Here is a 24,967-nt window from a genome sequence, read left to right as displayed (position 1 = left end):
CTCCTCAAGGAGTCACGAGCATGAGCGGCGACTTTGAGGACGACCGACGTCGGGTCGGCAGCAATAGAACGTCGCTGAAGGAAAAGCCGCCACGATTCCGCTGGTGGCTGGTTTATAGCGCATTGCTAGTATGTGTCGTCGCCGCCGTGTGGATGCATCGCACGGTACCGACTAAAAGCGCAGCCCCAGTCGCGGGGGATGTCGCCGACAATCAAACAAAGCTCAGAGAACGCGGCGCAGCGATGCTGGCCGCCGCGCAAAAAGCAAGGTTAGAGGCCACTGCGGCGCTCAACGCGGATCGAAGGCCAGACCCGAGGCCGAACACAGTTGCAGCATCGATAGCGGCGGGAGGGGACACGATTGCGTCACCGCCCGACGAGCAAACATCGCCCCTGGCCCCTGCCGGCTCGCCGTCTGAGGTTCAGCAGTCAAAAACGGAACAAGAAAGATCTTTGCCTCGGCCTCAAGCTCAACCCCCAGCACCCAAATCCATTACGCCCCCAGTAGAAGACAAGGCCTCGGTTACTGTAGCAACTGTACCTGATATACAGACCTCAGCGCCGGAGACGGCTGTGGCGTGGCCCGACACGCAGACATCAAAGCCGGAAATCGACATGGCTACGCGGCAGCAACTCGGTGCGAAAAAGGCGGCGCCGAACGTGCCCGTTCCGTTGTCTGATGTGAGCAGACCGGTCAGCAAAGATAAGAGCAAGGATGAGGACAAAGACACCAATACAGAGAAGGTCGTCGCCGTGCCGCAACTCGCTCTACAAGACGACGTGGCCCAGAAGGTGGGACACAAGATATGGTTGAACGAAACGGATGGAAATCGTGATGCGATAACGTCATGGAATGCAGGGGAGGAATTTGCCTCGCTCGGCATCGGACATTTTCTGTGGTTTCCAGCAGGTAAGCCGGCGCCTTTTGAGGAGAGCTTTCCCCCCTTGCTCGCTTTCCTGCGCCAACAAGATGCGCGTCTGCCCACCTGGGTCGATAAGACGCCGATTCCGCCCTGTCCGTGGACTAGCCGTGCCGACTTCCAGAAAAACTTCAACTCACCTCGAATGAAAGAGCTGCGACAGTTCCTGCTCGACACCGTCGCAGGTCAGGCCCAGTACTTGGTGGTGCGCGCAAATGGCGCGATGAACAAAATTCTGCAAACTGCGACGGATAGTGCTGAGCGCGCCCATATCATTACCCAATTTTCACGCGTCGTGGAGGCGTCACAGGATCTCTACCCTCTTATCGACTACGTCGAATTTAAGGGCGAGGGCATCAATCCGGAAGAAACGGCGGTCGACAAGCAGACTGGCAAGCGGCAGGGCTGGGGCCTGAAGCAAGTTCTTCTAAAGATGAGTGGTGAAACAACCGAGCCGAAGGCAGTGCTCGCTGAATATGCCGATGCCGCGCAGTTTGTTTTGCGGCAGCGGGTTCGCAATATTCCAGCCAACCGCGCGTGGGAGGCTGGCTGGTTGCGTCGGATCGACACTTATCGTCGCCCCCTCGGTGAGGTGCCGACGAATCTAAAACCAGCGGAAGGCAAGCCGTCACGCGCGAAGAGCCGGAAGCGGCAATAGCCCTTAGTCACCGTCGTGGGACGCGATCGACCAGAATGATTTCAATCACTCTTGATCATCTTCGCCTGAAGTTTGTCAAAGACGTTGAACTTGCATTGGGCGTTGTTCTGGATGGCCGTGGCAAGATCAGTCCGAATAAGGCCCTCGTACTTATCCGAATTGAAATCTGCATCCCCGCTAATACCCAGATCGGCGAGTTGCCTGATTAGACCGTTCAGCTGTGCCTTTACTTCGCCTTTGATTTTCAGGCTCTGTGAGTTACCGGCCAGTGTTACAATGCTGCAGACGCTATCCGCGGTCTTGGTGATGAGATCGAGTGCTTTGGCCTGAGCGTCTAGTGACTGAGGCTGCGCCTCGGCTTTTGATGCAGCCAAAATCGCGAAGCAAAGAACAAAAAAGCGAGCACCGCCTAACATGGCCATCCCCCTAACGAATGGACACATCGAAGCTACCATGAGTTGAAATCACGCGCAATAAATGGAGCGGCATGCTACTGCCTTAGTTCCCATTTTTAGGCTAGCAGCCGTGTACTGCAAGGCGCTTCCATTGGGCGCCGGCATGAAATTGACTCAGAGTTAGAAAAGTCCTTGCCGTGAGTTGGTTGCGGCAAGCGATAGGAAGAGCATAGCGTCGGACGGTGAGACGGTGTGGAGGAGGTGTGCAACAGAGCTGCGTGCCGTTGCACAGGAATCGGATAGATCGCGGAGCCGCCAGGGCGAGTGCGATGCACCGCGGCCCCCTTGTGACCCAGGCGAGCCGATAGACTTGCAAAGGAATTTGCTGGCGGCTCGCGATAGCTCGGCCTCGAACCATTCGCGGCCGTGGCCTAGCCGCGAGGAGTAGATTAGAGCGCCGTCGCTCGCGCTTGGTGACGCAATTGGCCTGTCGTCGGATGGACCGGTTGACGTGGCGATCCCAGCAGGACTCGAACCTGCAACCCGCGGAGTAGAAATCCGCTACTCTATCCAGTTGAGCTATGGGACCGTCCTTAAGCCACCCGGTCCGGGCGGCTGGCCGTTCGTCTACTATGCCAATATGAAAAATTTGGTCTTTCGCCAAGTCTGAACCGAACCGTTTTCGCACTCAAAGCGACAAAGCGGAACGGTGGGGTGTCAGGGTGCCGGGTTGAGCGGCCGCGGACTGGACGATGGTTCACATCGCCGGGAACGCTGGTCAGCTTCCGGGACACGGCCGCCGGTCGACTGGTCAGATGTGGCTGCGCCATCAGGACGGCGTGCGCGGCGGCATCTCGATCGGTCTCCTCCGGGCTTGCCTTGTCATGGCGAATGCGACGATTTGCACATTTGGTTCCATCGCCATGAGTCCGTCACCTTTCAGCGCATTTCATGCGACAAGCGGCGTTCGTCCGCGATTTCCGGGAGTCCATCCATGATCGGTCTTGTTCGCGCCGTCACAATCTGCGCCACGCTGGCGTTCGGCCTCTCGGCCGCGCAGGCCGCCGACAAAGCCTTCAAGCGCGACGATCTCGCCGATTCCGCGATCAAGCTGGAGGCGCAGATCAAGAGCGAGGCGGGGCCGGTCGCCAAGACCAGCGCGACGCTGCGTACCGACGCCGACGCCGCCTTCCGCCGCAACGACTACCGCACCGGCCTGTCGGTGCTGGGCCAGATCGCGGCAACCACGCCGGAGGACACCGGCAACTGGCTGCGGCTCGCCAAGGTGATCTTCCAGATCTCCCCGAAAAGCTCGAGCGAACAGACGTTCCTGCTGGAGCGTGCCTCGACCGCCGCCTACATCGCCTATCAGCGCGCCGGCAACCCGGGCGAGGAGGCCGATGCGCTCGCCGTGCTCGGCAAATCGCTGGCCGAACGCAAACTGTGGCGGCCGGCGCTGGATGCGCTGCGGCTGTCGCTGGACTTGCGCGAGGTCGCCGACGTTCGCGGCCAGTATGAAAAGATGCGCGACGAGCACGGTTTCCGGCTGCTCGACTATACCGTGGACTCGGATTCGGCGAGCCCGCGCGCCTGCTTCCAGTTCTCGGAAGAGCTGGCCAAGCGCACCGACTTTGCGCCGTTCCTGGCCCTCGCCGGGCAGGACAAGCCGGCGCTGTCGGCCGAAGGCAAGCAGCTCTGCGTCGACGGGCTGAAGCACGGCGAGCGCTACAACATCAATTTGCGCGCCGGCCTGCCGTCCACCGTGAAGGAGGGGCTGCCGAAATCGGCCGAGTTCAACGTCTATGTGCGCGACCGCAAGCCGTTCGTGCGCTTCACCAGCCGCGCTTATGTGCTGCCGCGGACCGGCCAGCGCGGCATTCCCGTGGTCAGCGTCAACACGCCCGCGGTCAACATCAACGTGTTCCGGATCGGCGACCGCAACCTGATCAACACCGTGGTTGACAGCGATTTCCAGAAGACGCTGTCGAAATACCAGCTCGGCGACCTCGGCGACGAGCGCGGCGTGAAGGTCTGGACCGGCGAGCTCGCGACCGCGATGACGCTGAACCAGGACGTCACCACGGCATTCCCGGTCGACCAGGCGCTCGGCGAGCTGCAACCCGGCGTCTACGTGATGACCGCCGCGGCCAAGGGCCCGGGCTCTGACGACGACTACCAGCTCGCCACGCAATGGTTCATCGTCTCCGATCTCGGCGTCTCCGCCTATTCCGGCAATGACGGCATCCATGTCTTCGTGAACTCGCTGGCTTCGACCGATCCGGTCGGCAAGGCCGAGGTGCGGCTGGTTGCCCGCAACAACGAGATCCTGGCGACCCGCAAAACGGACGACAGCGGCCACGTGCTGTTCGAGGCCGGCCTTGCGCGCGGCGAGGGCGGTCTGTCGCCGGCAATGCTGACGGTCACGGGCGAGAAGGCCGACTATGCCTTTCTGAGCCTGAAGACCTCGGCCTTCGACCTGTCCGACCGTGGCGTCGCGGGCCGCGCCGTGCCGGCGGGCGCCGATGCTTTCGTCTATGCCGAGCGCGGCGTCTACCGCTCCAGCGAGACCGTCTATCTCACCGCGCTGCTGCGTGACGGGCAGGGCAACGCCGTCAACGGCGGGCCGCTGACACTGGTGGTCGAGCGCCCTGATGGCGTCGAATACCGCCGCGCCGTGCTCGCCGACCAGGGCGCCGGTGGCCGCACGCTGTCCGTGCCGCTCAACTCCGCGGTGCCAACAGGCACATGGCGGGTGCGTGCCTTCACCGACCCGAAGGGCTCGTCGGTCGGCGAGACCACCTTCATGGTCGAAGACTATGTTCCTGATAGGATCGAATTCGACTTGTCCGCCAAGGACAAGCTGATCAAAGCTAACGTTCCTGTGGAGCTTAAGGCCGACGGCCATTTCCTCTACGGCGCGCCGGCCTCGGGCCTCCAGCTCGAAGGCGACATGCTGATCGCGCCCGCGGCCGGGCGCCCGGGCTTTACCGGATATCAGTTCGGCGTCGCCGACGAGGAGACCACCTCGAACGAGCGCACGCCGCTGGAAAACCTGCCCGAGGCCGATGCCAATGGCGTTGCCACCTTCCCGGTGACGCTCGACAAGCAGCCGGCTTCGACGCGTCCGCAGGAAGCGCAGATCTTCGTCCGCATGGTCGAGACGGGGGGACGCGCGGTCGAGCGCAAGCTCGTGCTGCCGGTCGCGCCCGCGACCGCCCTGATCGGCGTCAAGCCGCTGTTTGCCGACAAGAACGTCGCCGAGGGCGACAAGGCCGAGTTCGAAATCGTGTTCGTCTCGCCGGAGGGGCAGACGCTGCGCCGCGACGGCCTGCGCTACGAGCTGCTGAAGATGGAGTCGCGCTACCAGTGGTACCGCCAGAACAATTACTGGGAATACGAGCCGGTCAAGTCGACCTCGCGCGTCGCCGATGGCGACGTGACCATCGCCGCCGACAAGCCGACCCGCATCTCGCTCAGCCCGCAGCCCGGCCGCTACCGGCTGGATGTGAAGTCGAACGACGCTGACGGCCCGGTCACCTCGGTGCAGTTCGACGTCGGCTGGTATTCCGACGGCAGTGCCGACACGCCGGACCTCCTGGAGACCTCGATCGACAAGCCGCAATATTCCTCCGGCGACACCATGACGGTGTCGGTCAATGTCCGCTCCGCCGGCAAGCTCACCATCAACGTGCTCGGTGACCGCCTGCTGACGACGCAGACCATCGACGTCAAGGAAGGCACCGCGCAGGTGAAGCTGCCGATCGGCAAGGATTGGGGCACCGGCGCCTATGTGGTGGCCACGTTGCGCCGGCCGCTCGACGCCGCCGCCCAGCGCATGCCGGGCCGGGCGATCGGGCTGAAATGGTTCGGCATCGACAAGCAGACCCGCACGCTGCAGGTGAAGCTGACGCCGCCGGCGCTGATCCGGCCCAACGGGATGCTGAAGATCCCGGTCAAGCTCGACGGGCTCAATCCGGGCGAGGACGCCAAGGTGGTGATTGCTGCGGTCGACGTCGGCATCCTCAACCTCACCAACTACAAGCCGCCGGCGCCGGATGACTACTACCTCGGCCAGCGCCGCCTGAGCGCGGAAATCCGCGATCTCTATGGGCAGCTGATCGACGGCATGTCAGGCACGCGCGGCCAGATCAAGTCCGGCGGTGACGCCGGCGCAGCTGAGCTGCAAGGCTCGCCGCCCGCACAGAAGCCGCTCGCGCTCTATTCCGGCATCGTCACCGTCGGCGCCGAGGGCTCGGCGGAGGTGAGCTTCGACATTCCGGAGTTCGCCGGCACCGCGCGCGTGATGGCGGTGGCGTGGACTGCGACCAAGCTTGGCCGCGCCAACACCGATGTCGTGATCCGCGACCCCGTGGTGCTGACCACGACCCTGCCGCGCTTCCTGCTCAATGGCGATCACGGCACGGTCAATCTCGAGATCGACAATGTCGAGGGCCAGGCCGGCGACTACGTCATCAACGTCAAGACGGGCGGGCCGGTGAAGATGACCGGCAATCCCGCAACCACCGTCAAGCTCGCCGCCAAGCAGCGCAACGCGTTCTCGCTCGCGATCGATGCGACCGCGGCGGGGCAGGCGACGCTCGACGTCGACATCAAGGGACCGAACGGCCTGACGCTGGCGCGGCACTATGCGCTCGACGTCAAGGCGGCGACGCAGGTGCTGGCGCGGCGCTCGATCCGGACGCTGGCGAAGGGCGAGAGCCTGACGCTGACCTCGGACATGTTCTCCGATCTCGTGCCGGGCACCGGCAGCGTTTCGGTCTCGGCGAGCCTGTCCACCGCGCTCGATGCGGCGACGATCCTGAAAGCGCTCGACCGCTATCCCTATGGCTGCTCGGAACAGATCACGAGCCGCGCCATGCCGCTGCTTTATGTCAACGACCTCGCGGCCGGGGCGCATCTCGCCATGGACACCGAAGTCGACCAGCGCATCCGCGACGCCATCGAGCGGCTTCTGGCCCGTCAGGGCTCCAATGGCTCGTTCGGCCTGTGGTCGGCGGGCGGCGACGACGCCTGGCTCGACGCCTACGTGACGGACTTCCTCACCCGCGCCCGCGAAAAGGGCTTTGCGGTGCCGGACGTGCTGTTCAAGAACGCGCTCGACCGCGTCAGAAACTCCGTCGTCAACGGCAACGAGCCGGAGAAGGATGGCGGCCGCGATCTCGCTTACGGCCTCTACGTGCTGGCACGTAACGGCGCGGCGCCGATCGGCGATCTCCGCTATCTCGCCGATACCAAGCTGAACAACCTCGCAACCCCGATTGCGAAGTCGCAGCTTGCCGCCGCGCTGGCGCTGGTCGGCGACCGCAACCGTGCCGAACGCGTCTATGGCGCCGCGCTCGACAGCCTGGCGCCGAAGCCGGTGATGGAGTTCGGCCGCACCGACTACGGCTCGCAGCTCCGCGACGCCGCAGCTTTGGTCTCGCTCGCGAGCGAAGGCAACGCGCCGAGGGCGACGCTGACGCAGGCGGTGTCGCGGGTGGAAGTCGCGCGCGGGCTCACGCCCTACACCTCCACGCAGGAGAATGCGTGGCTGGTGCTAGCGGCGCGGGCACTCGCCAAGGAGAACCTCTCGATCGAGGTTGACGGCCAGCCGGTCAAGACCGCGCTCTATCGCAGCTACAAAGCTGCGACGCTGGAGGGCAAGCCGCTGAAGATCACCAACACCGGCGATGCGCCGATCCAGGCGGTGGTCTCGGTGTCGGGCTCGCCGGTGACGCCGGAGCCGGCCGCCTCCAACGGCTTCAAGATCGAGCGCAATTACTTCACGCTCGACGGCAAGCCCGCCGACATCAGCAAGGTCAAGCAGAACGATCGCTTCGCCGTGGTGTTGAAGATCACCGAGGCCAAGCCGGAGTACGGCCACATCATGGTGTCCGACTATCTGCCGGCGGGCCTGGAGATCGACAACCCCAAGCTGGTCTCGTCCGGCGACAGCGGCACGCTGGACTGGATCGAGGACGGCGAGGAGCCCGAAGATACCGAGTTCCGCGACGACCGCTTCACCGCGGCCGTCGACCGTGCCTCGGACTCCAAGGCGGTCTTCACCGTCGCCTATATCGTGCGCGCGGTTTCGCCCGGCAAATACGTGCTGCCGCAGGCCTATGTCGAGGACATGTACAATCCCTCGCGCTACGGCCGGACGGGAACGGGCAATGTCGAGGTGCGGGCGGCGAAGTGAACGGTGAGATGACCACGGCACTGAACGATGGTGTGATTGGCCGGGATAAGCCCGGCCATGACGGGCGGAGAGGGCGGATTGTTTTTCGCGCTCTCTCAGCCACCGTGCTCGCGTTCATCCTCGCCATCATCGGCTTCGTCGGCTGGGTCTACTCGCTCGGCCCGCTGCCGCTCGACGAAGCGCGTCGCGTCTCGACCACGGTCGTCGATCGCAACGGCAAGCTGCTGCGCGCCTATGCCATGGCCGACGGGCGCTGGCGCTTGCCGGTGGAGACGAAAGCAAACGTCGACCCGACTTATCTGAAGCTGCTGTTCGCCTATGAGGACCAGCGCTTCTACGCGCATAACGGCCTCGACCCGCTCGCGCTCGGCCGCGCCGCGCTGCAGCTCGGCACGCGCGGCCACATCGTGTCCGGCGGCTCGACCATCTCGATGCAGCTCGCGCGGCTGATGGAGCCGCGGCGGCAGCGCTCGCTCTACGCCAAACTGCACCAGATCGTGCGCGCGATCGAGCTGGAGCGGACGCTCAGCAAGGACGAGATCCTCAACCTCTACCTCGCGCTCGCGCCCTATGGCGGCAATCTCGAAGGCATCCGCGCAGCCTCGATCGCCTATCTCGGCAAGGAGCCGAAGCGGCTGTCGCTGGCCGAGGCCGCCTTGCTGGTCGCCTTGCCGCAGTCGCCGGAGACGCGCCGGCTCGATCGCTTTCCGAAAGCTGCGCGCAAGGCGCGCGATCGCGTGCTCGATCGCATGGTCGAGGAGCATGTGGTCAGCCTCGACGACGCGAAACAGGCCAAGGCCGTTCCCGTGCCGAAGCTGCGCAAGCCGATGCCGATCCTGGCGCCGCACGCCTCCGACACCGCGCTATCGATCGTCAAGGACACGCCGGTCATCAAGCTGACGCTGGATGCCAGCCTGCAGAAGGTGCTGGAGCCCTTGGCCCGCGACCGCGCCATCGCGCTGGGGCCGAACATTTCGGTCGGCATCATCGTGGTCGACAACGAGAGCGGCGACGTGCTCGCGCGCGTCGGCTCGGCGGATTATTTCGACGAGAGCCGGGCAGGGCAGGTCGACATGACTCGCGCCATCCGTTCGCCGGGCTCGACGCTCAAGCCCTTCATCTACGGGCTCGCCTTCGAGGACGGCTTCGTTCATCCCGACAGCCTGATCGACGACCGACCGGTACGCTTCGGCTCCTACGCGCCGGAAAATTTCGACATGACGTTCCAGGGCACCGTGCCGGTGAAGAAGGCGCTGCAATTGTCGCTGAACGTGCCGGCGATCGTGCTGCTCGATCGCGTCGGCTCGAGTCGGCTGGCGTCGCGGCTGCGGCAGGCCGGCGGCAATCTCATTCTGCCCAAGGACGAGGCACCTGGGCTCGCCATGGGCCTCGGCGGCGTCGGCGTGACGCTGCAGGACCTCGCCCAGCTCTACACGGGCTTCGCGCGGCTCGGCACCACCAGGCCGCTGCACGAGGTCATGGCGACCAAGGATGATCGCGAGACGCTGCGGCTGCTGGATCAGGTCGCGGCCTGGCAGGTCGGCAATGTGCTTTTGGGCACGCCGCCGCCGGAGAACGCCGCGCACAACCGCATCGCCTTCAAGACCGGCACCTCCTACGGCTATCGCGACGCCTGGTCGGTCGGGTTCGACGGCCGCATGACCATCGGCGTCTGGGTCGGCCGGCCCGATGGCGCGCCGGTTCCCGGCTTGATCGGCCGCGTCGCCGCCGCGCCGATCCTGTTCGATGCCTTCGCCCGGACCGGCAAGACGCTGGCGCCGCTGCCGAAGCCGCCCAAGGGAACACTGGTCGCCAGCAATGCCAAGCTGCCGCTGCCGCTGAAACGGTTCCGCCCGGTCGGGGAACTGGTGCGGACCGGGGGCGAGCAGGCGCTGCACATCCAGTTCCCGCTCAATGGCTCGCGGATCGACGTCGATCGCTCGGGCGGAGCGGAGGCCGCCGCCATGCCCGTCAAGGTCGCCGGCGGGGTTCTGCCCATGACCGTGATGGTTAACGGAACGGCCCTCGGCGAGATCGACGGGCGCCGCCAGCGGCTGATCGATCCGCCCGGCCCGGGCTTTGCACGGCTCACCGTGATCGATGCCACGGGCGCCGCGGACACAGTCGTCATTCGAATTCAATGACCTTGCCTTAAGCGGTTGTGGCGATGGCGGTTTCAGCGTAAGCGGAACCAATGGCCGAGACCTACCCAACACCGCGTTTTGGAGCCCCCCGCGAGCCGAAATCGCCCGTGAATCCGGGCAGCCGGCTCGTGACCATGCTCGACTTCGCCACGGCCAGCCACGCCCGCGCGGTCGCCTTCCTGCTGCTGTGCGCGCTGCTGCTGTTCCTGCCGGGCTTCTTCACCATCCCGCCCGTCGACCGCGACGAGGCGCGGTTCGCCCAGGCCACCAAGCAGATGGTCGAGAGCGGCGACTATGTCGACATCCGCTTCCAGGAAGACGTCCGCTACAAGAAGCCGGTCGGCATTTACTGGTTGCAATCCGCCGCGGTTGAAATCGCGACCGCGCTGAAGCTGCCGAAGGCCGAGTTGCGCATCTGGGTCTACCGGCTGCCGTCGCTGATCGGGGCCATCGGCGCCGTGCTGATGACCTATTGGGCCGCGCTCGGATTCGTCACGCGGCGCGCCGCGGTGCTGGCGGCGTTGCTGATGTGCGCCTCGGTGCTGCTCGGCGTCGAGGCACGGCTCGCGAAAACCGACGCGATGCTGCTGTTCTGCGTGACCGCCGCGATGGGCGCGATGGCGCGGGCCTATCTGTCCTGGCAGCGCGCCGAGGACGAGACGCATCCGCCCTGGAGCTGGCCCGCGATCTTCTGGACCGCGCTCGCCGTCGGCATCCTGATCAAGGGCCCGCTGATCCTGATGTTCGCGGGCCTGACCATCGTCGCGCTCGCGATCCAGGACCGCGACTCCTCCTGGCTGTGGAAGCTCCGTCCGCTCTGGGGCCTGATGTGGATGCTGGTGCTGGTGCTGCCCTGGTTCGTCGCGATCTTCTGGCGCGCCGGCGATGCCTTCTTCGCGGACTCCGTCGGCGGCGACATGCTGAGCAAGATCGGCGCGCAGGAATCCCATGGCGCACCGCCCGGCCTGTACCTGGCGCTGTTCTGGATCACGTTCTGGCCGGGCGCGCCGCTTGCGGCGATGGCGGCGCCGGCGGTGTGGCGGGCGCGGCGCGAGCCCGGCGCGCAGTTCCTGCTGGCCTGGCTGGTCCCGTCCTGGATCGTGTTCGAGGCGGTGCTGACCAAGCTGCCGCATTACGTGCTGCCGCTCTATCCGGCGATCGCGATCCTGACCGTCGGCGCGCTGGAGCGGAACGTGCTGTCGCGCTCCTGGCTTGCGCGTGGCTCGGCCTGGTGGTTCGCGATTCCCGCGGCGGCCTCGATCATCGCCGTGGTCGGCGCAGTGATGCTGACGCGGCAGCCGGCTTTCGTGGCCTGGCCGTTCATCGCGGCCGCGCTGATCTTCGGCCTGTTCGCCTGGTGGCTGTTCGACACCAACCGCGCCGAGCGCTCGTTGCTGAACGCGCTGGTCGCCGCCCTGATGCTGGCCATCACGGTCTACGGCATCGTGCTGCCGTCGCTGACACCGCTGTTTCCGAGCATCGAGGTCGCACGCGCGCTGCGCAACGTCACCTGCGTCGGCCCGAAGGCGGCCTCTGCCGGCTATCACGAGCCGAGCCTGGTGTTCCTGACCGGCACGCAGACGCTGCTCACCGACGGCTCGGGCGCGGCGGATTTCCTGCGGCAGGGGAGCTGCCGCTTCGCGCTGATCGAGCAGCGCTCGGAGCGCAGCTTCGTGCAGCGTGCCGAGGCGATCGGCCTGCGCTACAAGGTCGGCGCGCGCATCGACGGCTACAATTTCTCGCAAGGGCGCGCGATCTCGATCTCGATCTTCCGTTCGGAAGGCACCGAGTAAGATGCCGGCGTCGACCAGCATCGCGCCGCGCCCGGGCTATCCCGTGCAACTGCTTGCCGTGTCGGGGCGCGCGCTGGCACAGCTGGTGCGGTCGCCGTCGCATTCGCGACGCGCCGAGGCCGCGCGAAAGCTGGCGCGGCATTCGCTGTGGCTGAGTGCTGTGGGCGCGGCTCTCATCATTGTGCTGATGGCCGCGTTCGACCAGACCGAGATCCAGTTGATGCCGACGCGTGGCACGCCCGCGCTGTGGCCGATCCGCATCCTCACCGATTTCGGCAAGGACGAGTATGTGCTCTCGGTGCTGGGGATTGCGCTGGTCGTCGTGGCGCTCGTTGCAGCGGGACTTCACGGCACCCGCCGTACATTGCTGCTCGGCCTGGGCACGCGGCTTCAGTACTTGTTTCTGTCTGTTGCGCTGTCCGTCTTCGTCGGCGAGATCCTGAAATATCTCATCGGTCGGGGCCGGCCCTTCGTCGGCGGCAAGCCCGATCCGTTCAACTTCATCCCGTTCGAGGGGACGGGAGCCTATGCCAGCCTGCCGTCGGGCCATGCCATCACGGCGTTCGCGTTGGCGTTCGCGGTCTCGGCGCTGTGGCCGCGGCTGCGCGTGTTCATGTTCACTTACGCGATCGTGATCCTGCTGACGCGCCTGGTGCTGCTCGCGCATCATCCGAGCGATGTCACGGCCGGTGCCCTGGTCGGCATGGTCGGCGCCATGGCCGTCCGCTACTGGTTCGCCGCGCGGAGGCTGGCTTTCGCCATCCGCGCCGACGGCAGCATTGTGCCGCTTCCGGGACCGGCCGGCGGGCGCCTCAAAAGGGTTGCCCGCGGGGCCTCCGCCCCATAAAAGCGGCTGCCTGCCGGGACCGCCGGTTCCCCAGGGGGCGCAGGCCCATTCCAACCACGAGCCTCGATTTGTCGTCGTCCCAGCCTTCGGTCTCCATCGTCGTTCCCGTGCGCAACGAAGCCGGCAACATTGCGCCCCTGATCGAGGAGATCACGGCCGCGCTGGACGGCCGCTGGGTCTACGAGATCATCTATGTGAACGACGGCTCGACCGATGCGACCGGCGAGCGGCTCGCCGCCATCATGGCGCAGCGGGACAATCTGCGGCAGCTCCGTCACGCCAAATCCGGCGGCCAGTCGGCGGCGGTCCGCAGCGGCGTGCGCGCGGCCCGCGGCTCGATCGTGGCGACGCTCGATGGCGACGGCCAGAACAATCCCGCCTTCCTGCCGGACCTGATCGCGGCGGTCGAGAAGAGCGCGCGCGTCGGGCTGGCCGCCGGCCAGCGGATCGGGCGCAAGGACACCGGCTTCAAGAAATTCCAGTCGCGCGTGGCGAACAAGGTTCGCAACGCGATCCTGCAGGACGGAACGCGCGATACCGGTTGCGGATTGAAGGCATTCCGGCGCGAGGTCTTCCTGATGATGCCTTATTTCGACGGGCTGCATCGCTTCCTGCCGGCGCTGGTGCGCCGGGAAGGCTATGAGATCGCCTATGTCGACGTGATCGACCGGCCGCGCCATTCCGGCGTGTCGAACTACGGCTTCTTCGACCGGCTCTGGATCGGGATCATGGATCTCGGCGGCGTGTGGTGGCTGATCCGTCGCAAGAAGCCCACGCCAGATGTGACTGAGGTGCAGGCATGATCATTCATTACGGTCAGGCGCTGAGCGACTATCTCTACGACGTCTTCGTCGCCAAGTTCGATTTCTGGCTGGCGTTTGGCCTCGTCGCGCAGCTGTTCTTCACGGCGCGATTCCTGGTGCAGTGGATCGCGAGCGAGCGCGCCGGCAACAGCGTGGTGCCGATGGCGTTCTGGTTCTGCTCCATGGGCGGCGGACTGATGACGCTGGTCTACGGCGTCGTGAAGCGCGAGCCGGTCATCATCCTCGGACAGGCGCTCGCGACCATCATCTATGTCCGCAACATCATGCTGATCATCAAGAACCGCGGCCAGGCGTCGAAGACGCTGGATCGCTGATCCGCAGCATCACGTCGTAGACCTCTCAAAATCCCTTCGGAACCGCTACCCAAAACGACGCTTGCTATTTCAAGACCGATTGGTTCATATATCGGCATGCGCCAGCAATCCCGAGTGCAGTTGCCCCGTGGACGGCCCCGAGGTTTCGACGTGGAGGCCGCGGTCGAGCGTGCGATGGATGTGTTCTGGTCACGCGGCTATCACGGCACGGCGCTGCCGGACCTGCTTCGGGCGACAAAACTCTCGCGCGGCAGCCTTTACGCGGCCTTCGGCGACAAGCACTCGCTCTTCCTGCGCGCGCTTGACCGGTACATCGCCGATGCCCTGGCGCGGATGGAGTTCGAATTCGACCCGCGCAAGGACCCGGTCGACGGTCTCAGAACCTACCTTGCCGGCTATGTCGAGCGCACCAGCGGGGCCAATGGCCGGCGCGGCTGCCTGCTGGTGGCCACAGCCATGGAACTGGCCGGCCAGGACGCGGACGTCAGCCGTCGCGTCGCGAGCTTCTTCAGGGCGATGGAGGGCAGGGTGGCGGATGCGCTCTCCCGCGCGAAAGCCGCGGGCAAGCTGGCCGATGGCGTCGAGCCCGCCAGTGCCGCGCGCATTCTCGTCTGTTTCGTCGAGGGGCTGCGCGTGACCGGCAAGACGGCGCCGGCACGGGCCACGTCACAAGCCACCGCGGACGCGCTGCTCGACCGTTTCATCAGGTAAGCAACTCCATGGATGCCTCCGATCTTTGCCGCGTCGATATCTGGACTGAATAGTCCTGAAAGGATCCAAGCGATGTCTGCCATCCAGATTGTCTGCGCGGTCGCCGTTCCTTTGCTCTGGGGCTACCAGTTCGTCGCGATCAAGGTCGGCGTGAGCGAATTCCCGCCGCTGTTCTTCCTCGCATTGCGCTTCCTTATCATCGCGCTGCTGCTGGTCCCGTTCGTCGCGAGGCCCACGCGTCAGCAGCTCGGGCCGATTGCGGCGATTTCGCTGTTTCTGGGCGGGCTGAACTTCGGGCTGTTCTATGTCGGTCTTGGGCTCGGCTCGGGCAGCATGTCGGCGGTCGCCTATCAACTTGCCACGCCCTTCACCGTGCTGCTGGCCTGGCCGCTGCTCGCTGAGAGGCCGTCTCTCGTCACGTCAGGCGGCGTGGCGCTGGCCTTCATCGGCGTTGTCGTGCTGGCTGCGGGGCCCGGGCTCTCGGGAGACGCGTTGCCGCTGCTGCTCGTGGTCGGGGCGGCTTTCGCGTTCGCGGTCTCCAACGTCCTGACCAAGCGCTATGGGCCGTTCGATCCCCTGATGCTGATGGGCTGGTCGTCGCTGCTCACTGTGCCGCAAGTCCTGGCGATGTCGTTGCTGCTCGAATACGGGCAGATGACGAGCCTCGTCACCGCAGATGGGCGTGGCTGGCTGGCGCTGGCCTACACGATCTTCATCGGCGGCATTGTCGGGTTCAGCCTGTGGTTCTGGCTGATCGCGCGCTGCTCGATGGGCCGCGTCGCCCCCTTCGGCCTGCTGCTCCCGGTGTTTGCGCTGATGTCGAGCGTGTTGTTCCTGGGCGAGCGCATGACGCCAAAGCTGATCGTCGGCGGGCTGCTTGCGATCTCCGGTGTCGCGCTCACGCAGGTCAAGCCGCGCACGCGGCCGGCTTGATCGCCTAAAGCGCGATGAGATTAGGATAAATCGTCATCGTGCTTTAGGTCGTTGTTTGAGCATGATCTTTTCGGATAACCGCTGCGCACTTTTCCGGATCATGCTTTAGCGCGGCATCGCCGTGGCACCTGATGCGGGCAGGGCGGCCGTCTCCGCCTCGGGCCGGCGATAGGGCTCGCCGGCCGCATCCAGCACGGGGTAGGCGACCGAGCAGATATGCGAGTGGATGCGGCGCAGGTCGCGCAGCACGTCGAGATGCAGCGAGGTGGTCTCGATGGTCTCGGGCCGGCCCTCGCGCAGGCGATCGAGATGGCGCTCGATCGCCGCAAGCTCGGTATTTTTCAGCGCGGTCTTCTCCACCAGCAGCTTGCGTGCCTCGTTGGCGTCGCCCGACATGAAGACGCCGAAGGCGATGCGCAGCGAGTCCATCGTGCGCTTGTGGAAGGCGGCCAGCTCCTCGGCGCCCTCGGCCGAGAACTGGAAGCGGCGCTTGATCTTCTTGGTGGCGAGCTCGCTCAGATTCTTGTCGATGATGTCGCCGATATGCTCGAGATTGATGGCGAAGGAGATGATCTCCATCGCGCGCCGGCCCTCGCTCTCGTCGAGGCTCCCGCGCGTCAGCTTGGTCACGTAGAGCTTGATCGCTTCGTCGAGACCGTCGACGGCGTTGTCCATCTCCGTGACCTGATCGACCAGGGCGCGGTCGCCCGTCATCATCGCCGCCATCACCTTGCGCAGCATGGTCTCGACGAAGTCGCCCATGCGCAGCGTCTCGCGGGCCGCGTCGGCGAGCGCCAGTGACGGCGTCTCCAGCGCGGTCTCGTCGAGATAGCGCGGCCGGGCCGGGTCGGCCTCCCGGATGCGATCGGGCAGCAGGCGCGTCAACAGGCGCGACATGCTGTCGAGCAGACCGATGAAGATGACGGCCGTGCCGGCGTTGAAGGCGATGTGGAAGGCTGCCGTCATCTTCGCAAGGTCCGGCTGCCAGGCGTGCATGTGCTCGGCGATGACGCCCAGGAACGGCAGCACCAGCGCAATCCCGATCACGCGGTTGACGAGATTGCCGACCGGCAGGCGATAGCTCGCGGGATCGTCGCGCTTGGCGCCTTCGAACACGGGATTGATGGCGCTGCCGAGATTGGCTCCCAGCACCAGAGCCATCGCAGCATAGGGCGTGATGAACTGCGAATAGGCCAGCGACATGATCAGCAGCACGCTGGCGACGCTGGAATGCACCGCCCAGGTGACGAGCGCGGCGATGACGATGCAGAGGATCGGATCGCCGGTGATCGCCGACATCATGACCCGCATGCCGGGCGCGTTCTCGGCCGGCGCCAGCGTGTCGAGCAGGATGTGCAGCGACAGCAGCATCAGGCCGAGGCCGATGCAGACGCGGCCGATGTCCTTGATGCGCGAGCGCGGTCCCGAACGGAAGGCGACGAGCCCGAGCACGAACAGCACGGGCGCGATGGCGGCGATGTTGAACGACAGCACCTGCACGATCAGCGTCGTGCCGACATTGGCGCCGAGCATGATGGCGAGCGCGGCGGCGAGGCTGACGAGGCCTTCGGCGGCGAACGAACTGGTGATCAGCGCGGTCGCCGTGCTGCTCTGGAGCAGCGCGGTGAGCCCGAGGCCGGCGGCAAACGCGTTGAAGCGATTGCCGAGCGCCTTGCCGAGCAGCCGTCGCAGGTCAGGACCAAAGGCGCGCAGAATTCCGCTGTGGACCATGTGCAGGCCCCACAGCAGCAGTGCAACGCCGCCCATCAGATCGAGCAGAACCAACGTTCCCATGCTCCGTGTCCGGATTGAGAGTCGATTGGTGAGGCTAGCGCCAAATGCTTGAGGTTCAAACCATTTGTTGGCGCATCGGCGTTAACGTTTGCGTCGGTTGCTCGTTCCCTCGGCGCGCGCTGGCGCGTCCGCAGGCGTGTTGCCTTGTGAGCAGGCTCACATTGCCGCTTTGAGGGCAGCGAAGCCGCGATCGAGATCGGCCTTGAGATCGTCGGTGCTCTCGAGCCCGATGTGCAGACGGAGAGTCGGGCCACCGGGCGCCCACTTGGTCGCGGTGCGATAGTCGTTGCAGTCGAAGGGAATCGCGAGGCTCTCGAAGCCGCCCCAGGAAAAGCCCATGCCGAACAGCTTGAGCGTGTTGAGCATGGTGTCGACGGCCTTCTGCGGGGCCGGCTTCAGCACGATGCTGAACAGGCCCGAGGCGCCCGTGAAGTCGCGCTTCCAGATCGCGTGGCCCGGATCGCTCTCCAGCCCCGGATGCAGGACGCGCGCGACCTCGGGTCTCGCGGCAAGCCACTGCGCCATGTCGAGCCCCGAACGATGATGCTGCGCGAGGCGCACCGACAGCGTGCGCAGGCCGCGCAGCGCGAGGAAGACGTCGTCAGGACCGGCGCAGACGCCGAGCAGGCGGATGCCTTCCGATATCTGCGGCCAGGTCTTGGCGTTGGCCGAGATGGTGCCGAACATGATGTCGGAATGACCGCCGATATATTTGGTGGCGGCCTGCATGCTGATGTCGACGCCCTGCTCGAGCGAGCGGTGATAGAGCGGCGTCGCCCAGGTATTGTCGTCGATGACGAGTGCGTCACGCGCATGCGCGACGTCCGCGATGGCGCGGATGTCCGGCATCTCGAACGATTGCGAACCCGGCGCCTCGACCAGCACCGCGCGGGTGTTCGGCTTGAACAGCTTCTCGATGCCGGCGCCGATCAACGGATCGAAATAGGTTGTCTCGATGCCAAGGCGGGTGAGCATGCCGTTGCAGAAATTTCGCGAGGGCCGGTAGACGTTGTCGCAGACCAGGATATGGTCGCCGGTCTTCAGCACCGAGAGCAGGGTGGTCGAGATCGCCGACAGGCCCGAAGGCACGATGCCGACGCCGGCGCATTGCGGCCCCTCCAGCGCCATCAGCGTCTCCTGGAACGCCTTGGTGGTGGGGGAGCCGTGGCGGCCATAGGTGAACTCGCCGCGATGGGCGTGGAGGTCCTCGGCGGTCGGGTACAGCACGGTCGAGCCGTGGAATACCGGCGGATTGACGAACCCCTTCTGCGCCTTGGTGTCGCGGCCGGAGGTGACCAGCCGGGTCTCGGCCTGCTGCTGGGAGGGGTGCGAGGAATCCATGCGTCTGCTTTCAAAAAGCGCGTTTCCGCCGGCGCGGATCGCACGGCTGGGACGGCCGGGAGGCCGCTGTCGTTAATAACAGAACACAGAAGAGTCCCGTCAACCCCTTGACCCGGCTCGCCAGTCGTTCTGTGATGCGCCGGTGCTATTCAGTCGCCGCATGTTGAGGGGCAGCCGCGACCTTCGATCCATCGTCTGACCGGACCTTGCGTCACAGCCATAATGGCGGGCGCGTGCGGCGGGGATTAGGGTATGGCCTCTCGGGATCGGCGAGTGTTCGGCAAGGTTTCCAGCATGACTCTTGCAAGGCAGGTCCCCAGAGGATTTGCCCCGGCAGAGGCGATCCTGAGACAACATTCCTGACCTTGAGACGACCTTGAAAGGCCTTCAGCCCATGAAACGCGTAACCCTGGCTCTCACTCTTGCACTCGCCGCCGGCCTGACTGCCCAAGCCGCCGATGCGCAAACGCTCAAGACGATCAAGGATCGGGGCACGCTGTCCTGCGGCGTCAGCCAGGGCCTGCCGGGCTTCTCCTCGCCCGACGACAAGGGCAACTGGACCGGTCTCGACGTCGACATCTGCCGCGCGATTGCGGCTGCGATCTTCAACGACCCGACCAAGGTCAAGTACGTGCCGACCTCGGCTAAGGACCGCTTCACGGCGCTGCAATCCGGCGAAATCGACGTGCTCTCGCGCAACACCACCTGGACCATCTCGCGCGACACCTCGCTCGGCGCCAACTTCACCGGCGTGACCTATTATGACGGGCAGGGCTTCATGGTGAAGAAGTCGCTCAAGGTGAATTCGGCGCTCGAGCTCAACAGCGCCTCGGTCTGCGTGCAGACCGGCACCACCACCGAGCAGAATCTCGCCGACTACTTCAAGGCCAACAACATGAAGTACGAGGTGATCGCGTTCGGCACCAACGACGAAACCGTGAAGGCCTATGAAGCCGGCCGCTGCGACGTCTTCACCACCGACCAGTCGGGCCTCTACGCCAACCGTCTCAAGCTCGCCAATCCCAACGACCACATGGTTCTCCCCGAAATCATCTCGAAGGAGCCGCTCGGCCCGATGGTGCGCCACGGCGACGACCAGTGGTTCGACATCGTGAAATGGACTCTGTTCGCGATGGTCACTGCCGAGGAGCTCGGCATCACCTCGAAGAACGTCGATGAGAAGGCGAAGATGGAAGGTCCGGAGCTGAAGCGCGTGCTCGGCACCGACGGTAATTTCGGCGAACAGCTCGGTCTCACCAAGGACTGGGTGGTCCGGATCGTGAAGTCGGTCGGCAATTACGGCGAGGTGTTCGACCGCAACGTCGGCGCCGGCTCGCCGCTCGCCATCAACCGCGGCCTCAACAATCTCTGGAACAAGGGCGGTCTCCAGTACGCGCCGCCGATCCGCTGATCACGCCTGATCCGCGGCTCGCGGCGATGGGCACCGAAGCTCGAAAACCGCCGGCCCAGATCGCGCTGAAGATCAGGCGCGTTCTGGGCGGCAAGGCAGGCTGGAACGGCATCGCCGTCCAGTTTGCCTTTGCGGCGATCCTGGGCTGGATCGGCTACGAGATCGTCTCCAACGCCCGCGCCAACCTCGAAAACCAGCACATTGCCGCCGGCTTCGGCTTCCTGCGGAACAATGCCGGCTTCGACGTCAACCAGACCCTGATTTCCTACACCGGCTCGGACACGTTCCTGCGCGTGTTCGTGGTCGGGCTGCTCAACACGCTCGTGGTCTCGGTGGTCGGCATTTTCTTCGCCACCGTGCTCGGCTTCATCGTCGCGCTGTGCCGGCTGTCGCCGAACTGGCTGCTGTCGCGCGTCGGCGAGATCTACGTCGAGATCATCCGCAATCTGCCGCTGCTGTTCCAGATCCTGTTCTGGTATCTCGCAGTGCTCGCGGCGCTGCCCAACCCGCGGCAGAGCATCTCGCTGTTCGGCGTCGCCTTCGTCAGCAACCGTGGCCTCGTCATTCCACAGCCGATCGGGCAGGCCGGTCTCGAGCCGTTCCTGGCGGTGCTGGGATTCGGCATCGTCGCGGCGCTGGTGCTGCGCATCTACGCGCGGCGTGCGCTGTTCCAGCGCGGGCAGATGATCCGGATCTGGCCCTATGTGCTCGGCCTGCTGTTCGGCCTGCCGCTCGCCACCATGCTGGTGTTCGGTCTGCCTTTCACGGTCGAGCTGCCGCAGCTCAAAGGGTTCAACTTCGCCGGCGGCGCGCGCATCATTCCGGAATTCGTCGCTCTGACGCTGGCGCTGTCGACCTATACCGCCGCCTTCATCGCCGAGATCGTCCGCGCCGGCATCCTGTCGGTCCACAAGGGACAGATGGAGGCGGGGTCCTCGCTCGGCCTCAGCCGCGGCACCACGCTGCGCCTGATCGTCGTGCCGCAGGCGATGCGCGTGATCGTGCCGCCGCTGACCAACCAATATCTCAACCTCACCAAGAACTCCTCGCTGGCGGTCGCGATCGGCTATCCTGACCTCGTGTCGGTCTGGGCCGGCACGTCGCTGAGCCAGACCGGGCAGGCAATCGAGATCATCGCCATGACGATGGGCGTCTATCTGCTGATCTCGCTGCTCACCAGCGCGATCATGAGCGTCTATGGTTGGCGCGTCAGCCGGAGCCTCGGCGCATGAGCGATATCACATCGTCCGGCTATGTCCGCCGGGACCTGCTCGCCGAACGTCCGGCGCCGGTAAAGACGACGGGCTTCATCGGCCTGATGCGCACGCGCCTCTTCAACTCGCCGACCAACATCCTGATCACCATCGTCAGTGCCTTGCTGCTTTGGTTCACCATCATTCCCTCCGTCAAATTCCTGTTCGTCGACGCGGTCTGGACCGGCACGGACCGTACGGCGTGCCTGACCGAGAGCGGTGCCTGCTGGCCGTACATCCAGGCCAAGCTGCCGCAATTGATCTATGGCTTCTATCCCGAGGCGGAGCGCTGGCGGGTCAACCTCACGTTCCTTTTGGCCGCGGTCTTGCTGGTGCCAATGCTGGTTCCGCGCCTGCCGGCGAAAAGTCTGAACGCCAGCCTGTTCTTCTTCGCCTTTCCAGTGGTCGCGTTCTTCCTGCTGCATGGCGGCGGCATCACCGGCTTTGGCCTGAGCTGGACCGCCGGCCTGCTGCAATTGTTCGACGACAGCATCATCGGCGCGGGGCAGGTGCTGCTCAGCCTCAGCAAGACCTCGGCGATCGCCCCGCTGCTGTGGGTCCTCGGCAATTTCATCGTCCTCGTCGGCAAGGCGATCTACTGGCTGATCTTTCCGCTGACATGGCTGCGCGACTACCTGGCGGGCTCCGGCCAGTCGGTCTGGAGTGATTTCGCCATCACGACCGCAGTCGTGTCCTTGATTGCCTTCGTGCTCGGCGGCGGCGTGCGCACGGGATGGCGTCCGCTGGCGTGGAGCATCGCTACGTTCGCGGCCATCGCCATCGTGATCAAGCTGATGGGGCTCGATCACGGCGGGCTGCCGGTCGTGCAGACGCGGCTCTGGGGCGGTCTTCTGGTGACGCTGGTGGTCTCCGTCGCCGGCATCGTCACCTCGCTGCCGATCGGCATTGCGCTGGCGCTCGGCCGCAGGTCCACGATTCCCCTGATCCGGATCTTCTCGATCGCCTTCATCGAGTTCTGGCGCGGGGTGCCGCTGATCACCGTGCTGTTCTTCGCCACCTACATGCTGCCGCTGTTCCTGCCCGGCAATTTCACGGTCGATGGCCTCGTCCGCGCGCTGATCGGCATCGCGCTGTTCACGGGCGCCTATCAGGCCGAGAACGTCCGCGGCGGACTTGCCGCGATCCCGCGCGGGCAGGGCGAGGCCGCGGCGGCGCTGGGATTGTCGTGGTGGAAGACAACCTCTCTGATCGTGCTGCCGCAGGCGCTGCGCCACGTCATCCCGAACCTCGTCAACAGCTTCATCTCGCTGTTCAAGGATACGTCGCTGGTGTCGATCGTCGCGCTGTTCGATCTGCTGGGATCGCTGCGTGCCTCGTTCGCGGACCCGAAATGGTCGGCGCCATCGACCCTGTTCACCGGCTTCGCCTTTGCCGGTATCATCTATTTCCTGTTCTGCTTTGGAATGTCGCGCTACTCGCTGTTCGTCGAGCATCGCCTCAACGCCCACCGCCGCAACTGATCGAGCTCGCCATGACCGACCCCATCGTCAAGATTTCCGGCCTCAACAAATGGTACGGCGAATTTCATGTGCTGCGCGACATCGACCTGGAGGTCCACAAGGGCGAGCGCATCGTCATCTGCGGCCCCTCGGGCTCCGGCAAGTCGACGCTGATCCGCTGCATTAATGCGCTGGAGGAGTTCCAGGAGGGCGAGATCGTCGTCGACGGCATCGAGCTCGGGCCGAACCTCAAGCACATCGACGCCGTGCGCCGCGAGGTCGGCATGGTGTTCCAGAGTTTCAATCTGTTCCCGCATCTCACCGTGCTCGACAATTGCACGCTGGCGCCGATCTGGGTGCGCAACATTCCCAAGAGGGATGCCGAAGCGACCGCGATGAAATTCCTGGAGCGGGTCAAGATCCCGCACCAGGCCAACAAGTTTCCGGGCCAGATGTCCGGCGGCCAGCAGCAGCGCGTCGCGATCGCCCGCGCGCTCACGATGAACCCGAAGGTGATGCTGTTCGACGAGCCGACCTCGGCGCTCGACCCCGAGATGGTCAAGGAAGTGCTCGACACCATGGTCGACCTCGCCGAGGAGGGCATGACGATGCTGGTCGTCACTCACGAGATGGGCTTTGCCCGCGAGGTCGCCAACCGCGTCGTGTTCATGGACGCCGGCCAGATCATCGAGGCCAACACGCCGAACGAGTTCTTTGCCGCGCCCCAGCACGCGCGGACAAAGCTGTTCCTGAGCCAGATTTTGCGCTGAAGCGAGCTGCCGTAGGGGGGGCAAAGCGTAGCGTGCCCACCTTGCGCCCGCTTACCGGACGATGGTGGGCACGGCGCATCCGCCTAGACGAACGGCGGCTTGATGTTGCTGCGCTTCTCCAGCCATTCCGGCACGGGCAGGTTCTTGGCGCGCATGAAATCCGCGTTGAACAGCTTTGACTGGTAGCGGCTGCCGGAATCGCAGAGCACGGTGACGATGGTCTTGCCCGGTCCAAGCTGCTTGGCGAGCCGCATCGCGCCCACGATGTTGATGCCGGTCGAGCCGCCGAGGCACAGGCCTTCGTGCTGGAGCAGCTCGTAGATCACCGTGACCGCTTCGGCGTCGGGGATGAGATAGGCGTCATCGACCTTGGCGCTCTCGACGATCGCGGTCGCACGGCCGAGCCCGATGCCTTCCGTGATCGAGCCGCCGGGCGTGGCCTTGGGATCGCCGGTCCTGAAGTATTCGTACATGCCGGCGCCATGCGGATCGGCGCAGGCAATCCGGATGTCCTTGTTCTTCTCTTTCAGATAGCGGCTGACGCCGGCGAGCGTGCCGCCGCTGCCGACCGAGCAGACGAAGCCGTCGACCTTGCCGCCGGTCTGCTGCCAGATCTCGGGGCCGGTCGAGTCGTAATGCGCCTTGGCATTGTCGAGGTTGTTCCACTGGTCGGCGAACAGCACGCCGTTGGGCTCGGTCTTGCGCAGCTCGTCGGCGAGGCGCTTGCCGACATGCTGGTAGTTGTTGGGATTGGCATAGGGAAGGGCCGGGACTTCGATCAGCTCGGCGCCGCACAGCTTGAGGAAGTCCTTCTTCTCCTGGCTTTGCGTCTCCGGAATCACGATCAGCGTGCGATATCCGCGCGCGCTCGCGACGACCGCGAGGCCAATGCCGGTATTGCCGGCGGTCGCTTCGACCACGAGGCCGCCCGGCTTGAGCTCGCCGCGCTTCTCCGCCTCCAAAATCATCCATTTGCCGGCGCGGTCCTTCACCGACTGGCCGGGATTCATGAATTCCGCCTTGCCCAGGATGGTGCAGCCGGTCAATTCCGAGGCGCGCTTGAGCTTGATCAGCGGAGTGTTGCCGATCGCTTCGACAACGTCGTTTCGAATGGTCATATCGGGGGAAATCACTGGCAAGGGGTTGATCTGGTTGGCCAGAACCTAGTGCTTGGGAGGCCAAAGGGGAAGGCTTTTGCGCT

17 protein-coding genes and 1 tRNA gene are annotated in these 24,967 nt (G+C 65.0%); 13 read left to right on the top strand and 5 right to left on the bottom strand.

Features of this window, described 5'->3' with window-relative positions; all coding sequences use genetic code 11:
- Nucleotides 1–20 precede the first annotated feature (20 nt).
- The gene (locus VGR99_RS18115; protein WP_326900122.1) at nucleotides 21–1,577 is read left to right on the top strand and encodes a hypothetical protein; all 1,557 of its coding nucleotides are present in this window, start codon (nucleotides 21–23) and stop codon (nucleotides 1,575–1,577) included.
- A gap of 41 nt (nucleotides 1,578–1,618) precedes the next feature.
- Here VGR99_RS18115 and VGR99_RS18110 read toward each other — a convergent pair whose 3' ends face one another.
- Complete coding sequence (locus tag VGR99_RS18110; protein ID WP_326900121.1) at nucleotides 1,619–1,993, bottom strand: hypothetical protein; 375 nt, start codon at nucleotides 1,991–1,993, stop codon at nucleotides 1,619–1,621.
- 491 nt (nucleotides 1,994–2,484) lie between these two features.
- Nucleotides 2,485–2,561: transfer RNA gene (locus tag VGR99_RS18105), tRNA-Arg, on the bottom strand.
- Nucleotides 2,562–2,966: 405 nt separating this feature from the next.
- Here VGR99_RS18105 and VGR99_RS18100 point away from each other — a divergent pair.
- The 8 genes from VGR99_RS18100 to VGR99_RS18065 all read left to right on the top strand — a co-directional run bounded on the left by VGR99_RS18100 (nucleotide 2,967) and on the right by VGR99_RS18065 (nucleotide 15,737).
- The gene (locus tag VGR99_RS18100) at nucleotides 2,967–8,171 is read left to right on the top strand and encodes an alpha-2-macroglobulin (protein WP_326900120.1); all 5,205 of its coding nucleotides are present in this window, start codon (nucleotides 2,967–2,969) and stop codon (nucleotides 8,169–8,171) included.
- 8 nt (nucleotides 8,172–8,179) lie between these two features.
- Nucleotides 8,180–10,315: a penicillin-binding protein 1C gene (pbpC, locus tag VGR99_RS18095; protein WP_326900119.1), complete on the top strand. Its 2,136-nt coding sequence runs from the start codon at nucleotides 8,180–8,182 to the stop codon at nucleotides 10,313–10,315.
- A 50-nt stretch (nucleotides 10,316–10,365) separates the two neighbouring features.
- Nucleotides 10,366–12,108, top strand: a complete 1,743-nt coding sequence (locus VGR99_RS18090; protein ID WP_326900118.1) for a glycosyltransferase family 39 protein — start codon at nucleotides 10,366–10,368, stop codon at nucleotides 12,106–12,108.
- 1 nt (nucleotide 12,109) lies between these two features.
- Entirely contained in the window at nucleotides 12,110–12,955 is an 846-nt protein-coding gene (locus VGR99_RS18085; RefSeq protein ID WP_326900117.1) for a phosphatase PAP2 family protein, read from the top strand.
- Nucleotides 12,956–13,023: 68 nt separating this feature from the next.
- Nucleotides 13,024–13,758 carry a glycosyltransferase family 2 protein gene (locus VGR99_RS18080; RefSeq protein WP_326900116.1) on the top strand — a complete coding sequence of 245 codons (735 nt, stop codon included), beginning with the start codon at nucleotides 13,024–13,026 and terminating at the stop codon, nucleotides 13,756–13,758.
- Nucleotides 13,755–14,093, top strand: coding sequence for a lipid-A-disaccharide synthase N-terminal domain-containing protein (locus tag VGR99_RS18075; RefSeq protein ID WP_326900115.1), 339 nt, complete (start codon nucleotides 13,755–13,757; stop codon nucleotides 14,091–14,093). Before VGR99_RS18080 ends, VGR99_RS18075 begins: the two co-directional genes overlap by 4 nt.
- A gap of 96 nt (nucleotides 14,094–14,189) precedes the next feature.
- Complete coding sequence (locus tag VGR99_RS18070) at nucleotides 14,190–14,804, top strand: TetR/AcrR family transcriptional regulator (RefSeq protein WP_326900114.1); 615 nt, start codon at nucleotides 14,190–14,192, stop codon at nucleotides 14,802–14,804.
- Nucleotides 14,805–14,876: 72 nt separating this feature from the next.
- The gene (locus tag VGR99_RS18065; protein WP_326900112.1) at nucleotides 14,877–15,737 is read left to right on the top strand and encodes a DMT family transporter; all 861 of its coding nucleotides are present in this window, start codon (nucleotides 14,877–14,879) and stop codon (nucleotides 15,735–15,737) included.
- Nucleotides 15,738–15,842: 105 nt separating this feature from the next.
- Here the strand turns inward: VGR99_RS18065 and VGR99_RS18060 are convergent, their stop codons facing one another.
- Nucleotides 15,843–17,531: a Na/Pi cotransporter family protein gene (locus VGR99_RS18060; protein WP_326900111.1), complete on the bottom strand. Its 1,689-nt coding sequence runs from the start codon at nucleotides 17,529–17,531 to the stop codon at nucleotides 15,843–15,845.
- Nucleotides 17,532–17,687: 156 nt separating this feature from the next.
- Nucleotides 17,688–18,872, bottom strand: a complete 1,185-nt coding sequence (gene metC, locus VGR99_RS18055; protein ID WP_326900109.1) for a cystathionine beta-lyase — start codon at nucleotides 18,870–18,872, stop codon at nucleotides 17,688–17,690.
- A gap of 394 nt (nucleotides 18,873–19,266) precedes the next feature.
- Here metC and VGR99_RS18050 point away from each other — a divergent pair, with 394 nt between their 5' ends.
- Genes VGR99_RS18050 through VGR99_RS18035 form a run of 4 tightly spaced genes read left to right on the top strand, consistent with a single transcriptional unit; the run spans nucleotide 19,267 to nucleotide 23,766 of the window.
- Nucleotides 19,267–20,283 carry an amino acid ABC transporter substrate-binding protein gene (locus tag VGR99_RS18050; RefSeq protein WP_326900107.1) on the top strand — a complete coding sequence of 339 codons (1,017 nt, stop codon included), beginning with the start codon at nucleotides 19,267–19,269 and terminating at the stop codon, nucleotides 20,281–20,283.
- Nucleotides 20,284–20,309: 26 nt separating this feature from the next.
- The gene (locus tag VGR99_RS18045) at nucleotides 20,310–21,515 is read left to right on the top strand and encodes an ABC transporter permease subunit (RefSeq protein ID WP_326900106.1); all 1,206 of its coding nucleotides are present in this window, start codon (nucleotides 20,310–20,312) and stop codon (nucleotides 21,513–21,515) included.
- Nucleotides 21,512–23,017 (top strand): amino acid ABC transporter permease, encoded by a 1,506-nt coding sequence (locus VGR99_RS18040; protein WP_326900105.1) that lies wholly within the window; start codon nucleotides 21,512–21,514, stop codon nucleotides 23,015–23,017. Before VGR99_RS18045 ends, VGR99_RS18040 begins: the two co-directional genes overlap by 4 nt.
- A gap of 11 nt (nucleotides 23,018–23,028) precedes the next feature.
- Nucleotides 23,029–23,766 (top strand): amino acid ABC transporter ATP-binding protein, encoded by a 738-nt coding sequence (locus VGR99_RS18035; protein ID WP_326900104.1) that lies wholly within the window; start codon nucleotides 23,029–23,031, stop codon nucleotides 23,764–23,766.
- An 83-nt stretch (nucleotides 23,767–23,849) separates the two neighbouring features.
- Here VGR99_RS18035 and VGR99_RS18030 read toward each other — a convergent pair whose 3' ends face one another.
- Nucleotides 23,850–24,884: a cysteine synthase A gene (locus tag VGR99_RS18030; RefSeq protein WP_326900103.1), complete on the bottom strand. Its 1,035-nt coding sequence runs from the start codon at nucleotides 24,882–24,884 to the stop codon at nucleotides 23,850–23,852.
- Between the last annotated feature and the right edge of the window lie 83 nt (nucleotides 24,885–24,967).

Source organism: Bradyrhizobium sp. (assembly GCF_035935975.1).
Taxonomy (GTDB): domain Bacteria; phylum Pseudomonadota; class Alphaproteobacteria; order Rhizobiales; family Xanthobacteraceae; genus Bradyrhizobium.
The sequence above is the reverse complement of the archived record's forward strand: the minus strand, read 5'-3'. Positions and strand labels throughout refer to the sequence as shown.